This is a genomic window from Agrobacterium sp. RC10-4-1 (genome assembly GCF_014138475.1).
GTDB lineage: Bacteria > Pseudomonadota > Alphaproteobacteria > Rhizobiales > Rhizobiaceae > Agrobacterium > Agrobacterium pusense.
Window position 1 is genome coordinate 431,237 of sequence record NZ_JACJIT010000005.1, and the last position, 13,308, is coordinate 444,544.

The 13,308-nt window shown below is 59.3% G+C and carries 16 protein-coding genes; 2 read left to right on the top strand and 14 right to left on the bottom strand.

Annotation, left to right across the window (positions count from 1 at the left end; all coding sequences use genetic code 11):
• Positions 1-81: 81 nt before the first annotated feature.
• The 3 genes from FHW77_RS16590 to FHW77_RS16600 form a co-directional block, all read right to left on the bottom strand.
• Positions 82-1,185, bottom strand: a complete 1,104-nt coding sequence (locus FHW77_RS16590; RefSeq protein WP_044458743.1) for a zinc-binding metallopeptidase family protein — start codon at positions 1,183-1,185, stop codon at positions 82-84.
• 170 nt (positions 1,186-1,355) lie between these two features.
• Entirely contained in the window at positions 1,356-1,547 is a 192-nt protein-coding gene (locus FHW77_RS16595; RefSeq protein WP_004440389.1) for a CsbD family protein, read from the bottom strand.
• A gap of 103 nt (positions 1,548-1,650) precedes the next feature.
• Complete coding sequence (locus tag FHW77_RS16600; protein WP_004440387.1) at positions 1,651-2,256, bottom strand: YqgE/AlgH family protein; 606 nt, start codon at positions 2,254-2,256, stop codon at positions 1,651-1,653.
• Positions 2,257-2,417: 161 nt separating this feature from the next.
• On the opposite strand from FHW77_RS16600, the gene FHW77_RS16605 reads away from it, so the two are divergent.
• Together FHW77_RS16605 and FHW77_RS16610 are read left to right on the top strand one after the other, a co-directional pair.
• A complete protein-coding gene (locus FHW77_RS16605; RefSeq protein ID WP_044458742.1) occupies positions 2,418-3,266 on the top strand; it encodes a protein-disulfide reductase DsbD domain-containing protein in 849 nt (282 codons plus the stop codon).
• 199 nt (positions 3,267-3,465) lie between these two features.
• On the top strand, positions 3,466-3,951 hold the full coding sequence (locus tag FHW77_RS16610; protein ID WP_006699978.1) for a peroxiredoxin: 486 nt from the start codon (positions 3,466-3,468) through the stop codon (positions 3,949-3,951).
• A 140-nt stretch (positions 3,952-4,091) separates the two neighbouring features.
• On the opposite strand, the gene FHW77_RS16615 is transcribed toward FHW77_RS16610, so the two are convergent.
• The 11 genes from FHW77_RS16615 to ctaD all read right to left on the bottom strand — a co-directional run bounded on the left by FHW77_RS16615 (position 4,092) and on the right by ctaD (position 13,306).
• Complete coding sequence (locus tag FHW77_RS16615; RefSeq protein ID WP_004440381.1) at positions 4,092-4,400, bottom strand: Dabb family protein; 309 nt, start codon at positions 4,398-4,400, stop codon at positions 4,092-4,094.
• Positions 4,401-4,535: 135 nt separating this feature from the next.
• Positions 4,536-4,976, bottom strand: a complete 441-nt coding sequence (gene rnhA / locus FHW77_RS16620; protein WP_004440380.1) for a ribonuclease HI — start codon at positions 4,974-4,976, stop codon at positions 4,536-4,538.
• Positions 4,973-5,941 carry a homoserine kinase gene (locus FHW77_RS16625; protein ID WP_004440378.1) on the bottom strand — a complete coding sequence of 323 codons (969 nt, stop codon included), beginning with the start codon at positions 5,939-5,941 and terminating at the stop codon, positions 4,973-4,975. Before FHW77_RS16625 ends, rnhA begins: the two co-directional genes overlap by 4 nt.
• An 81-nt stretch (positions 5,942-6,022) precedes the next feature.
• A complete protein-coding gene (gene ispH / locus FHW77_RS16630) occupies positions 6,023-7,069 on the bottom strand; it encodes a 4-hydroxy-3-methylbut-2-enyl diphosphate reductase (protein WP_004440375.1) in 1,047 nt (348 codons plus the stop codon).
• A gap of 62 nt (positions 7,070-7,131) precedes the next feature.
• A complete protein-coding gene (locus FHW77_RS16635) occupies positions 7,132-7,908 on the bottom strand; it encodes an SURF1 family protein (RefSeq protein WP_373887381.1) in 777 nt (258 codons plus the stop codon).
• Positions 7,877-8,263 (bottom strand): DUF983 domain-containing protein, encoded by a 387-nt coding sequence (locus tag FHW77_RS16640; RefSeq protein WP_004440372.1) that lies wholly within the window; start codon positions 8,261-8,263, stop codon positions 7,877-7,879. The genes FHW77_RS16635 and FHW77_RS16640 overlap by 32 nt, the downstream gene beginning before the upstream one ends.
• A gap of 272 nt (positions 8,264-8,535) precedes the next feature.
• Complete coding sequence (locus FHW77_RS16645; protein WP_004440371.1) at positions 8,536-9,411, bottom strand: cytochrome c oxidase subunit 3; 876 nt, start codon at positions 9,409-9,411, stop codon at positions 8,536-8,538.
• Between the two features lie 59 nt (positions 9,412-9,470).
• Positions 9,471-10,088 carry a cytochrome c oxidase assembly protein gene (locus tag FHW77_RS16650; RefSeq protein WP_004440369.1) on the bottom strand — a complete coding sequence of 206 codons (618 nt, stop codon included), beginning with the start codon at positions 10,086-10,088 and terminating at the stop codon, positions 9,471-9,473.
• A gap of 29 nt (positions 10,089-10,117) precedes the next feature.
• Positions 10,118-10,249: a cytochrome c oxidase system small membrane protein gene (locus FHW77_RS26770; RefSeq protein WP_003521105.1), complete on the bottom strand. Its 132-nt coding sequence runs from the start codon at positions 10,247-10,249 to the stop codon at positions 10,118-10,120.
• Entirely contained in the window at positions 10,249-11,202 is a 954-nt protein-coding gene (locus FHW77_RS16655) for a heme o synthase (RefSeq protein WP_004440366.1), read from the bottom strand. Before FHW77_RS16655 ends, FHW77_RS26770 begins: the two co-directional genes overlap by 1 nt.
• A 388-nt stretch (positions 11,203-11,590) precedes the next feature.
• Complete coding sequence (gene ctaD / locus FHW77_RS16660) at positions 11,591-13,306, bottom strand: cytochrome c oxidase subunit I (protein WP_004440364.1); 1,716 nt, start codon at positions 13,304-13,306, stop codon at positions 11,591-11,593.
• Positions 13,307-13,308: the final 2 nt, after the last annotated feature.

Below are 13,308 nucleotides of genomic sequence, written 5' to 3' on the forward strand. Positions count from 1 at the left end.
GTTGTATACCGGATCAAGTCCGGCATGACAGGAGGAGGAGACACCGCGTTTGCCGGCTTTTACTCCTCGCTTGTCGAATATTCACTGAACCACGGCAGCCTGCACCGGTGTTGACGCATCCGCCGCCACCCTCCCATGCAGCAGGTCGTGAATGAACTCCATCTTCGCAACCACCGGCGGCGTCAGGACGAAGGGATAGAGGTCCGCCTCCCCCATGCTGCGCTGGATAGAGTTGATCGCAACGCTGAGCGGAATCCAGGCCTTGACCAGCTGTGCAGCGCTGCGGGCATTGTAAGGATCGAAAGTCACCTCCGCCGCCATTTCTTCATGCCCATCGGGGTCGATTGCCACGCCGAAGGCGCGCGCGGTCTCAAGCGTATCGACGATATGCAGATAATGCGCGAAACACTCGGCAAAATCCTCCCAGGGGTGGACGGAGGCATACGAACTGATGAAGCTGTCCTGCCAGTCGGGACGTGGACCCTCGTCGTAATTGCGTTGCAGCGCCGCGCCATAATCTTCTCTGTCGTCGCCAAAGACGGCGCGGCAGGCCTCCAGTCGGTTTGCATCGCGTACGAGCTTGTTCCAGATGAAGTGACCGACTTCGTGGCGGAAATGGCCGAGCATTGTGCGGTACGGCTCGTTCATATTGGCGCGCACCTGTTCGCGCGTAGCATCGTCGGCCTCGGCCGCACGAATGGCGATCAGCCCCTCGTCATGACCGGTCATGGCCGGAATGACGGAACCATCTGGCGCCACCTCATCCACCAGAAAGTCGAAGACAAGGCCGCCAGCGGGATCGGCATCACGGTTGGGATGCGGGAGGCCGAGCTGCAGGATAGAATAAAACAGATGACGCTGCGCCTGGCTGATACGACGCCATTGCTCAATGCCCTGTTGCGTCGCAATGTCGGGCACAAGGCGATTGTGGCTGCAGGCAGGGCAAAATGCGCTTTCGCTTCCCGCGGGCACCGACCAGTTGCAGATATCGTTCACTTCATTGGCGCAAAACCGCACCTGTTTTTGCGGTTCCGCGACGATCTGCCAGTTCGGCTCACCGGCCGGGGCCAGCGCCTCCATGGACAGGCGCTCCGGCACGAAGGCAAGACGATGACCGCAGGAAACGCAAAAACGATTGTCGAAATGCACCGGCTGGCCGCAGGATGCGCAGGAAAAAAGCTTCATTGATGAAACCCTTGCGATGGATCAGTTGCTCGGAGGCAAATCTGGGACGACGGCATGAACGGCGCAACAGGAAGAGCGTTCCGGCGCTCAGACGACAAGAGCGCATGTGCTCTTGAACACATGCGCTCCGCGCGCCCCATCATCAGAGAGGCGCAATCAATACGGCGATATTACATGCGGTCGACGGCGCCCTTTACGGCATCCTTCGCCTTGCCGACGGAGGACTGTACCTTGCCCTTGGTTTCCTGGGCGGCACCCTTGGCGCGCAATTCATTGTTGCCGGTCGCTTCACCGACGTTCTTCTTCACCTTACCAGCAACTTCATTGGCTTTACCGGCGACCTTGTCAGATGTGCTACCCATATTACTGCTCCCTAGTTGAACCGTACTGTCTGTGCGGCTTTCCGGGTAAGTAACGCCAAAGGGAGAAGAATGGTTCCAGCCAAAACGAGCGGGAAGATGAGGCTCAGGCATGCCCCGCATCTGTGGAGAGCATGCGTGCATCAACGCCCATCAGGGCGAGCGCCCGCTCGTATTTATTGTCCAACCCGCGGTCGAAAATCAGCTCCTCCGCAGCCGGGCAGTTCAGCCAGCCATTATTGGCGATCTCGTTTTCCAGTTGTCCTGGCCCCCAGCCGGCATAACCGAGCATCATGGTGGCCCTTTGCGGGCCGCGGCCGTTGGAAATGGCGCGGACGATATCCAGCGTTGCGGTCAGCGAAATGTCATCGCTGACGGGAATGCTGGATTCGCTTAAATAGTCATCCGAATGCAGAACGAAACCTCGGCCGGATTCCACCGGGCCGCCGCACTGGATCGGGAACTCACGGGTGCGGTTGGGCAGCATGATGGCGTCGTTGCTGTCCACCAGTTTCAGGTGGAGCAGTATGTCCGTGAAGGTAATCTGCTGCGGCCGGTTGATGATGAAACCCATGGCCCCGGCGTCCGAGTGGGCGCAGATATAGATCACCGCACGGGCAAAATTGCCGTCGTCCAGCCCCGGCATCGCAATGAGGAACTGGCCGTCGAGAAAGCCACGTTCGCGCTTGTCCATCAGGGTTGAAAAGCTCACAGGCGCCTCCAGCAGGCCGAATTCCGTCGTTTAACGGAAAACGGCGTTCGCACTTCGACAAAGGACAGGATGCGGCATACCGCCCGATCAATCAACCGAAAATGATGAACCCCACGAATTCGTAACTGGTCCGCCGGTCGATGTTGGGTTAGACGGGAAGCATGAGCGTCAGGTTATTCTTTCGATTTTCACATCTTCACCTCGCGGCTGCTTTTGCCGCCCTCCTCGGCGGCATGCAAGCCGCCCGGGCCGACATTACCGACTGGGCCAGAAGCGAGGGCGGCCAGATGCGCGTCGCGAGCCTTGCCGTGGATGCAAACGGCGTGGTGCGCGGCGTATTGCAGATCGAGCCGAAGGACGGCTGGATAACCTATTGGCGCGAACCCGGAGAAGCAGGCATACCGCCGCAGATCACGCCTGATCCGACCAGCGGTGCGATGCTGACCGCCATGGCCTATCCGGTTCCGAAGTTGATCGAAAACGGCGATATAACCGATATCGGTTATGACCACGCCGTCAACCTTCCCTTTCAGCTGAAGGTTACCGATCCGGCAGCTGGCGGGAAGATCGACCTCACCGCATTCATCGGCGTCTGCCAGAATATCTGCATCCCTTTCGAGGCGAAGTTCTCCATCGACCGGGGCACGGCGGGTGATGATGACAGCGAGGAGCGCCGCCTTCTCGAAGAGGCGCGCGAAACACTGCCCGAAGCGGCATCCGACGATTTCAAGGTGATCGATTTCCACATCACGCCCGACAAGACCATGCTCGGCGTGCAGCTGCAGCTTCCGGAAAACGCGCCGAAGGAGACCGAAATCTTCATCGCCGGCCCCTCGGGTTTTGCCTATTACGAGCCGCAGAACCTCGTACGCGACAAGCGCAAGCTCTCCTTCTACATGAACATCAAGGGCCTGCCGAAAACCTATCAGGTGCAGGGCAACAGCTGGCCCATTCTGGTCAAATCGGGCGACCGGGCCATGGAGACGATGCTGAATTTCCCGAAGCCCTGAACGGTGGCTCCGCGGTGGAATTCACCGTGAAAACCGCATGGCGGATTTCATTTCCGTGCTCCTGATACCGTTGGATTCGTTGCGAACCTGCCAGTATCCGGACAGCTTGTTTTCGTTTGTCTTCCAGGGAAAACCGGGTTCCACTTTTCCCTGGCAAACTCTATAGTCGCGCGAACCGAACGGCCATAGGAGCACGGACATGACCATCAAGATCGGCGATAAACTGCCTTCCGCAACCTTCAAGGAAAAGACGGCCGATGGCCCGGTGGAAACCACCACGGACGCGCTTTTCGGCGGGAAGAAGGTTGTTCTCTTTGCCGTTCCCGGCGCTTTCACCCCCACCTGCTCGCTGAACCATCTGCCGGGTTATCTTGAAAACCGCGACACTATTCTGGCCAAAGGCGTTGACGATATCGCAGTCGTTGCCGTCAACGACTGGCATGTAATGGGCGCATGGGCGCAATCTTCGGGCGGTCAGGGCAAAATCCACTTCCTCGCCGACTGGGATGCGTCCTTCACCAAGGCGCTCGGCCTTGATGCCGACCTCTCCGCCGGCGGCCTCGGCGTGCGTTCCAAGCGTTATTCGATGCTGGTGGAAGACGGCGTCGTGAAGTCACTCAACGTGGAAGAGAACCCCGGTCAGGCGACGGTCTCTGCGGCTGCGGCGATGATCGAGCAGCTTTAAGGCCAAATGTTTGGCCACAGGCCGAGCCATAAATCCTCGGGCTTGTCCCGAGGATCCAATCATTTCACCAAAAACGAAATGCTGCAGATGTTTGGGGCGGGCCCGAGCATGAGGGAAGAGAGCGGCGAGGAGCCGCCTTCTCAAACATTCATATCAAACACCAGAAGCCCGGCAAGACCGCCATCGGTGAGTGACACGAGGCGCTCCCCCACCTCCATATGCTTGGGATGGGCAAGATATTCGTCCCGGGCTTCCGGGCTTTCAAGCGTCACGATGAAGCCATCGACAAAACCGCCATTCAGCCCTTCGGGTGAAACGTTCTGTCCGTATTTCACATCGACGATGCCGGGTATCACGTCTTTCAGGGCGGCGATCGCCTCGAAAATTGCATGTTTTTCAGAAGCGGCCGTCGCGGCCTTGAAGCGTAGAAAGACACAATGCAGGATCATCCGGATTTTTCTCCTCCGTTGGGCACCACCGGAGCACCCCTTGACGACAAGATAGGTCGGGTTTCGGTTTTCACAACCCCGGATGGGGGCGTACCGGCTCGGATTTTGTCCGGCGCAAAATAGAGCAGTCTTGCATTACCGCCGTTTGAAAGGCTCCATGCCTTTTCGCGCCAATTCATCGGCGCGCTCGTTTTCCGGATGGCCGGCATGGCCCTTCACCCAGTGCAAGGTAACCTTGTGGCGCTCGCGCGCCACTTCCAGTGCCTGCCACAGCTCGACATTCTTGACCGGCTTGTTATCGGCTGTCTTCCAGCCCTTCTTTTTCCAGCCGAAAATCCACTTGGTGATGCCGTCCTTCACATAGGCGCTGTCGGTGTAAAGATCGACTTCGCAGGGGGCCTTGAGCGCATTGAGTGCGGAAATCGCCGCCATCAGTTCCATGCGATTGTTGGTGGTCTCGGCCTCGCCGCCGCAGAGTTCCTTCTCCACCTCGCCGTAACGCAGCACCGCACCCCAGCCTCCCGGACCCGGATTGCCGGAGCAGGCGCCATCGGTGAAAATATCGACATGCTTCATTCGCCGGCCAGCCCGTATTCGGCGACAGTGGCGATGGAACGGTGGAACCGCAGCTTGCGCAGATATTCCAGCGGGTCTTTTTTCACCACCAGCGCGCCCTCCGGCGTTGTCAGCCAGTCGTAAAGCCGCGTCAGGAAGAAGCGCAGAGCCGAACCGCGCGCCAGAAGCGGCAGCGCTTCCAGCTCCGCTTCACTGAGCGGCCGCACCGACTGGTAACCTTCCAGCAACGCCTTGCCCTTGGTGACATTGTAAGCGCCATCCTTTTCAAAGCACCAGGCATTGAGGCAGATCGACACATCATAAGCGAGCAGATCGTTACAGGCGAAATAAAAGTCGATCAGACCGGAGAGTTCGTCGCCGAGGAAGAACACATTGTCCTGGAACAGATCCGCATGGATGACACCGGCCGGCAGGTCCTTCGGCCAATGGGCCGCGAGATAATCGATCTCGGGGCGAATCTCGTCCTTCAGCCCCTTCTCCACCTCGTCCGCGCGGTCTTCGGATTTCTCCCACAGCACCTTCCAGCCCTCAACGGAGAGCGCGTTCGGCCGCTTGATCTCGAAGCCTTCGCCCGCCAGATGCATGGCGGCCAGCGCCTTGCCGACTTCGCGGCAATGTTTCGCCTCCGGCTTTCTCAGCCACATTCCTTCAAGGAAGGAGATAAGCGCGGCGGGGCGGCCCGACAGCTCTCCCAGCAACTCGCCATCCTTGCGCGGTAGTGGTAAGGGGCAGGACAGGCCTTTGGCGGCCAGATGCTGCATGAGGCCGAGGAAGAAAGGCAGATCGGATTTTTCCACACGCTTTTCATAAAGCGTCAGGATCAACGGGTCCTTGGTGGTATGCAGCAGGAAATTGGAGTTTTCGACGCCTTCGGCAATTCCCTTGTATGAAGTGAGGCTGCCGACGTCGTACTGCGTGAGGAAATTCCTCAGATCATCTTCGGTGATATCAGTATAAACTGCCAATTTTAAATCTCTTGATGAAGGATGGAGTGGAAATCCGGCAGAGCGGCGCGGGGCGAATACCACCCTTCCCGCTAAACCACGTCAAGCGCCGGCTGCAGCCTTGGGCGGCAGCGCGTTGCTGGCATTGCCGTTGACGAAAGCCATATCATCCGTCGTCAGCTCGATGCTGCGCAACTCGCGATTGACGAGGAAATGTTCCGTTTCCTCAACCGTCACGGCGAGATCGAGCGTGGTGTCGAAACGGGCCTTGAAGGCTTCGATGATTTCATCGACGATGACTTCAGGAGCGGATGCACCGGCCGAGAGACCGACGGTGCGGATATCGCCGATTTCATTCCAGTCGATTTCGGAGGCCCGCTGCACCAGGACAGAGCGCTTCGCACCCGCACGCAGGGCCACTTCCACCAGCCGCTTGGAATTGGAGGAATTGGGGGCGCCGACGACGATGAACAGGTCGCAGCCGGGCGCTGCCTGTTTCACCGCATCCTGACGGTTGGTGGTCGCGTAACAGATGCTGTCGGCGGCGGGCGCCTGAATGGCCGGGAAGCGTTCCTGCAGCCTGGCGATCACGCCTGCCGTGTCATCGACCGACAGGGTCGTCTGGGTGACAAAGCCGAGATTTTCGCGGTCCAGCGGCTCATAACGGTCGGCATCCTCCACCGTTTCGATGAGCGAGACGGTGCCTTCGGGAAGCTGGCCCATGGTGCCGATGACCTCTGGATGACCGGCATGGCCGATCAGCACCACATGGCGGCCGAGGCGCTGGTGGCGCATGGCCTGCTTGTGGACCTTGGAGACCAACGGGCAAGTGGCATCGAGATAAAACAGGTTGCGCGCCTGCGCATCCTCAGGCACCGATTTAGGAACGCCATGCGCCGAAAAAACCACCGGCTGCTCGCGATGTTCAGCCGGAATTTCATGCAATTCCTCGACGAAGACCGCACCCTTGGCCTCCAGCCCTTCCACCACATAGCGGTTATGCACGATTTCGTGGCGAACATAAACGGGCGCGCCATAGGCCTTCAGCGCCAGCACGACGATCTGGATCGCCCGGTCCACGCCCGCGCAAAAGCCACGCGGTCCGCACAGCCTTATCGTCAAAGGGGGTTTGGAAACGGCGATGTTCATTCCAGCTCCTTAGGCGTGCTCCGTGCCCTGCCGATGGCCAGCCCTGCCGGGCGGCAGGCGCACTATTCATCGCGCGCCTTGTGGTTCCGGAAATAGGCAAAACCGGCGACGATGACAAGGGCTGCAGCCAGACCATACCACGTTATCGCATATTGCAGGTGATTATTGGGCAAATCTATCAGCGTCACCCCGCCCTGCGGCCAGCCGCCGGGATTGGGGGCGGCATCGGCATCCACGAAAAGCTTGACCAGCCGGTCCGGCGGAATATCCGCACTGGAGGCCATGGCCGCCAGATCCTTCCAGTAGAATATGTTCTTGGCGATATCGTTGTCCGGCAGCAGCGAGGAAGGCTTGGCGACAAGCGGCGCACGCGCCAGCCCCGTAATCTTCACCTCGCCCGTCACCTGCCCCTCGGATCGCTTGGCCGGATCCTTCATCTCAAAGGGCACAAAACCGCGATTGACGAAGAGGACGCGGCCATCGGCAAGCGTCAGCGGTGTATAGATGTAATAGCCGGTTCTGCCCTGGTGGGTGGCGAAGAAATGCCGCTCGCGGGCGTGATCGAAGGTACCGGACAGACTGACCTTGCGATACTCGATATCGCCGCCGCTTTTGGCAATCGCCTCTATTTCGGCAACCGTGGCGGGGGCAGCGTTTCGCCGTTCTTCTATATCGGCGAGAAGCGCCTCTTTCCAATAAAGCCGCTTTACCTGCCAGGTGCCGAGCCCGAGAAGAATGGCAAGCGCCAGCAGAACCAGCGGCGCAGCGAACCAGACCCGCCTTTCCGCCGCCTTCATGTGGGACACGTCATTCACGGTCAAGCCTGCCTTCGCTTGCATTGTTGCGGTATTGCAGCGCGATCATGATGCCCTTCAGCTTGCGCAGCAGCACGAGGGAGACAATCACCGTGAATGGCAACCACAAGATGACATGCACCCAGACGGGCGGCGCAAAATGCTGATCGAACCAGAGCGCCAGCCCGACAACCAGAAAACCGACGATCAGCATGACGAAAACCGCCGGGCCATCACCCGCATCGGCAAAACCGTAATCCAGTCCGCATGCGCTGCAGGCGGGTTTTACCGTCAGAAAACCATCGAAAAGGCGCCCGTTGCCGCAGCGAGGGCAGCAGCCCTTCAAGCCCACCTTGATCGGGTCGACCGGGGCGAACTTGCTGCCTGATGGCTCTGACATGGTGAAACCTCCCGCAAAGTCGGCCAAAGTCCGAGGGTGACGTCGATCTCTTGGAAACCTGCCTCAAAACCCGGGCACTTGTTTCTTGCTCGATCGCGTCGCGTCTTCTTCTCCCCGCCGGGGAGAAGGTGGCCCGAAGGGTCGGATGAGGGGGCTAGCTCTCCGGATATCTCTACCGGAGCCCTCCCATCCCGCTGCCGCGGACTTCTCCCCGGCGGGGAGAAGAAACGATTGCACCCGCTCGCTCCACCGGATGCCTTACCTTGGCCCTATCAGCCGTGAATTGGCGCGCCCCAGCCACCCCAGATATAGATGGCGAAGAACAGGAACAGCCAGACAACGTCAACGAAGTGCCAGTACCAGGCAGCGGCTTCGAAACCGAAATGCTGCGTGGGCGTGAACCCGCCGGCAATGGCGCGGAACAGGCAGACCAGCAGGAACACCGTGCCCACGAAGACGTGGAAACCGTGGAAACCGGTGGCCATGAAGAAGGTCGCGCCGTAGATCGAATTCTTGAAGTCGAACGGGGCGTGCATGTATTCGTAAACCTGCACGGTGGAGAACAGCACGCCAAGCGCAACGGTAAGCACCAGACCCGATATCAGGCCCTTGCGGTCATTGTGCAGCAGAGCGTGATGCGCCCAGGTGACACAGGTGCCCGACAGCAGCAGGATGACGGTGTTGTAGAGCGGCAGATGCCATGGATCGATGACTTCGATGCCCTTGGGCGGCCATTGTCCGCCGGTATATTCGAGACGCGACGCCTGAATAGCTTCATGGGGGAAGAGGCTGGCATCGAAATATGCCCAGAACCATGCGACGAAGAACATCACCTCTGAGGCGATGAACATGATCATGCCGTAACGCAGATGCAGCGAAACGACGCGGGTGTGATTGCCCTCGCGGCCTTCCTTGATCGTATCCGCCCACCACGCATACATGGTGTAGAGCACGATGACGAGACCGATATAGAACAGCCAGGGATTGGCGAGCTCCGCGCCGAACAGCTTGAAGGAGCCGCCCGACAGGTAACGCATGTAACAAACGCCACCGAAAGTCAGGATGAAAGCGCCGATCGAGGCCAGAAGCGGCCAGGGGCTTGGATCGATAATGTGGTAATCGTGGTTCTTCTGATGCGTATCTGCCATTGCGACAATCCCCTGGTGTCTCTTCCCTGATCCGGCCTCGGCAAAGGCCGGATCTCCTCTCACAATTTGCTTTCGCCAGATTCGGTTTTTACCGGCAAGGACGCAACCGGTTTTTCGGTTTTGGCCGGATAAAACGTATAGGACAGCGTTAAAGTATGAATGCTCTTGGTCTCGCGCGCCGTGGCGATGTCAGGATCGACGAAGAACACCACCGGCATTTCCAGCGTTTCGCCGGGCTGCAGCGTCGTTTCGGTGAAGCAGAAGCACTCCACCTTGTTGAAATAGGCGCCGGCTTCCATGGGCGTGACGTTGAAGACCGCCGTGCCTGTGGTCGCCACCGGTGAACGGTTCGTCGCCTTGAAGGTCACCTGCACCGTTTCGCCGATCTTCGGCGTGACCTTCCTGTCGACCGGCTGGAAATCCCAGTTGAGGCCGTTCGACGTATTGGCGTCAAAGGTGACATTGATGGTCTTGTCGAGGATCACATCGGAATATTGCTCGACGCGCTGGGTCGTGCCGTTGTAACCGGTGACACGGCAGAACAGCGTATAAAGCGGCACGGCAGCGTAGGCCATGCCGATCATGGCGCAGAAAAACACCAGACAGAGCACGAGGATGGAGCGATTGCTCACCCGTTGCCGCTCGGTCCCCGTTGTCTGCGCTTCCATATTCGCCATATCCTCCTCCTTCCCCCTCGATCAGCCCGTCAGTGCGAACCGATCTTGATGATGGTGATGATGTAGAATAGCACCACCAGACCGGCGAGCAGGACGCCGAGCGCAATATTGCGCCCGCGTCTCGATTTTTTCTGCGCCGCGCTCAGTTCCACCGTTTCCATCACAGGACTCCCGACATGACGGCCTTCAGGGCCGGCGCGAAATGATCGGCCAGAAGGCCGGAGAAAATCGCAAAAAGGTAAAGCACCGAATAAGCGAACATTTTCTTGGCCGGCAACATCTTTTCGTCACCCTCCGGCATGCGCCGGACATCGAGCGAACAGTATACGAAGATGGCGCTCAGCACTGCCGCGAAAATACCGTAACCGGCGCTTGCCAGACCAGTGAAATAAGGCGCGACGGCTGCGGCTGCGGTCAACACCGCATAACAGATCATCTGGTTCTTGGTGGAGCGCTCGCCAGCAACATTCGGCATCATCGGAATGCCAACGGCGCCATAATCACGCATCTTGAACAGGGCCAGCGCCCAGAAATGCGCAGGCGTCCACAGGAAGATGATGAGGAACAGGATGATGCTGTCCAGCGAAACGCCGCCGGTGACGCAGGCCCAGCCAAGCATGGGCGGGAAAGCGCCTGCCGCGCCGCCAATCACGATGTTCTGCGGCGTCGAGCGTTTCAGCCACATCGTATAGATGACAGCATAAAAGAAGATGGTGAAGGCCAGAAGACCGGCCGAGAACCAGTTGATCGCAAGGCCGAGAATGACTACCGAAAAGGCCGACAGCGTCAGGCCAAAGGCCAGCGCCTCGCGCGGGGTGATACGGCCGGACGGGATCGGTCGCCTGGCGGTGCGGCTCATGACGGCATCGATATCGGCATCGTACCACATGTTGAGCGCACCGGACGCGCCCGCGCCGACGGCGATGCAGAGAATAGCGATGATGCCGAGTATCGGGTTGATTTCACCCGGCGCCAGCACGAGGCCCGCAAAGGCCGTGAAGACCACGAGCGACATGACGCGCGGTTTCAGCAATTCGAAATAATCGCGCGCGCCGGCTTCCGAGAGTTCGGAGCTTTCCGCGCCCAGCATTTCGCGATTGTCGATAACGGTCATTTCCTGTCCTGCTTCCTTCGAATGCCGCCTGTCGCGACATTCCCTGCATCGGCCGGAAACACGAGTGAGAGTTCCGGAATGCGCGATGCGTCGATCCATGGGTCCCGAACGTCACAGCCTGACCGGCAGCCGGTTAAGCCGATGCCATCTGCCCGGCCTTACGCCGTGTCCTGCCGCCATTCGTCTGCGCTTGCCATTCATAAAGGCCAAAACTGGCATTTATCATATCCCGGCGCATGTATCACGCTGGAAGGCAAGCATCGCTTGGACAAAATGTCACGCGGCAGTAAAGGCAGCCCGTTCGGGAAAACGGCACGGGCCTGACCGTGCCGCCCTCTTTCTCAGCGCTCGGGACCCGCGAGCCTTACCGCGCGTCCCGATCCGTGCATCAGCGAATGCGCGGAAGCTGTTCCCACTGGTGGTACGGCGGCGGGGAAGACAGCTGCCATTCGAGCGTCGTCGCGCCTTCACCCCAGGGATTGTTGCCGGCGATCCGCTTCTTGGCGAAAGCTTCCCAGACACCGAAAAGGAAGATCAGCACGCCGACGGCCGAAATATAGGACCCGTAGGACGACACCAGGTTCCAGCCGGCATAGGCATCGGGATAATCGATGTAACGGCGCGGCATGCCGGCAAGGCCGAGGAAGTGCTGCGGGAAGAAGATCAGGTTCACACCGACGAACATGACCCAGAAATGCAGTTTTCCGATGAACTCGCTGTACATGTAGCCGGAAATCTTCGGGAACCAGTAATACCAGCCGGCGAAGATCGCAAAGACGGCGCCGAGCGACAGAACGTAGTGGAAATGGGCCACCACGTAATAGGTATCGTGCAGCGAGCGGTCGAGACCGGCATTGGCGAGCTGGACGCCCGTGACGCCACCGACCGTGAACAGGAAGATGAAGCCGATTGCCCAGACCATTGGTGTCGAGAAGGTCAGCGAGCCGCCCCACATCGTCGCGATCCACGAGAAAATCTTGATGCCTGTCGGCACCGCGATGACCATGGTTGCGAAGACGAAGTAGCGTTGTGCTTCCAGCGACAGGCCAACCGTATACATGTGGTGCGCCCAGACGATGAAGCCGACCGCGCCGATCGCAACCATGGCGTAAGCCATGCCGAGATAACCGAAGACGGGCTTCTTCGAGAAGGTGGACACGATGTGGCTGATGATGCCGAAGCCGGGCAGGATCAGGATGTACACTTCCGGGTGGCCGAAGAACCAGAACAGGTGCTGATAGAGGATCGGGTCACCGCCGCCTTCCGGCGAGAAAAATGCCGTGCCGAAATTGCGGTCCGTCAGAAGCATGGTGATGCCGCCCGCCAGAACCGGCAGCGAAAGCAGCAGCAGGAACGCAGTGACGAGCACCGACCAGGCGAAGAGCGGCATCTTGTGCAGCGTCATGCCCGGGGCGCGCATGTTGAGGATGGTGGTGATGAAGTTGATCGCACCGAGGATCGACGACGCGCCCGAAACGTGCAGCGCAAAGATCGCCAGATCCACCGCCGGTCCGGGCATGCCGTTTGTCGACAGAGGCGGATACATGGTCCACCCGCCGCCGACACCATAAGCACCCGCCGGCCCTTCGACGAAGAGTGACAGAATGAGCAGGATGAAGGCCGGAACGATCAGCCAGAAGGAGATGTTGTTCAGGCGCGGGAAAGCCATGTCCGGCGCACCGATCATGATCGGGATCATCCAGTTGGCGAAACCGCCGATCAGCGCCGGCATGACCATGAAGAAGATCATGATCAGGGCGTGTGCGGTGGTGAACACGTTGAACATGTGCTTGCCGCCGTCGATGGCAGCGTCGCCCTCAAAGCCGTAGACCATGGAGGCCAGACCGTGGAAAATCTGGATGCCCGGCTCCTGCAGTTCCATGCGCATGACGACGGAAAGCCCGCCGCCGACGATACCGGCCATGATCGCAAAGATCAGGTAGAGCGTGCCGATGTCCTTATGGTTGGTGGACAGGAACCAGCGGGCGAAGAAGCCCGGCGTATGGGAATGATGTGCATCATGCGAATGGTCGTCATGCGCGTGCCCATCATGTGCGGAATGACCATGCGAGTGATGATCGTCGTGTGCGGAAGGTCCAGCCATTG

Bases quoted from the DNA above. Each gene is read 5' to 3' on its own strand.
- FHW77_RS16590 (WP_044458743.1), bottom strand. From the start codon at position 1,185: ATGAAGCTTTTTTCCTGCGCATCCTGCGGCCAGCCGGTGCATTTCGAC.
- FHW77_RS16595 (WP_004440389.1), bottom strand. From the start codon at position 1,547: ATGGGTAGCACATCTGACAAGGTCGCCGGTAAAGCCAATGAAGTTGCT.
- FHW77_RS16605 (WP_044458742.1), top strand. From the start codon at position 2,418: ATGAGCGTCAGGTTATTCTTTCGATTTTCACATCTTCACCTCGCGGCT.
- FHW77_RS16610 (WP_006699978.1), top strand. From the start codon at position 3,466: ATGACCATCAAGATCGGCGATAAACTGCCTTCCGCAACCTTCAAGGAA.
- FHW77_RS16615 (WP_004440381.1), bottom strand. From the start codon at position 4,400: ATGATCCTGCATTGTGTCTTTCTACGCTTCAAGGCCGCGACGGCCGCT.
- rnhA (WP_004440380.1), bottom strand. From the start codon at position 4,976: ATGAAGCATGTCGATATTTTCACCGATGGCGCCTGCTCCGGCAATCCG.
- ispH (WP_004440375.1), bottom strand. From the start codon at position 7,069: ATGAACATCGCCGTTTCCAAACCCCCTTTGACGATAAGGCTGTGCGGA.
- FHW77_RS16635 (WP_373887381.1), bottom strand. From the start codon at position 7,908: ATGCAAGCGAAGGCAGGCTTGACCGTGAATGACGTGTCCCACATGAAG.
- FHW77_RS16640 (WP_004440372.1), bottom strand. From the start codon at position 8,263: ATGTCAGAGCCATCAGGCAGCAAGTTCGCCCCGGTCGACCCGATCAAG.
- FHW77_RS16645 (WP_004440371.1), bottom strand. From the start codon at position 9,411: ATGGCAGATACGCATCAGAAGAACCACGATTACCACATTATCGATCCA.
- FHW77_RS16650 (WP_004440369.1), bottom strand. From the start codon at position 10,088: ATGGCGAATATGGAAGCGCAGACAACGGGGACCGAGCGGCAACGGGTG.
- FHW77_RS26770 (WP_003521105.1), bottom strand. From the start codon at position 10,249: ATGGAAACGGTGGAACTGAGCGCGGCGCAGAAAAAATCGAGACGCGGG.
- FHW77_RS16655 (WP_004440366.1), bottom strand. From the start codon at position 11,202: ATGACCGTTATCGACAATCGCGAAATGCTGGGCGCGGAAAGCTCCGAA.
- ctaD (WP_004440364.1), bottom strand. From the start codon at position 13,306: ATGGCTGGACCTTCCGCACACGACGATCATCACTCGCATGGTCATTCC.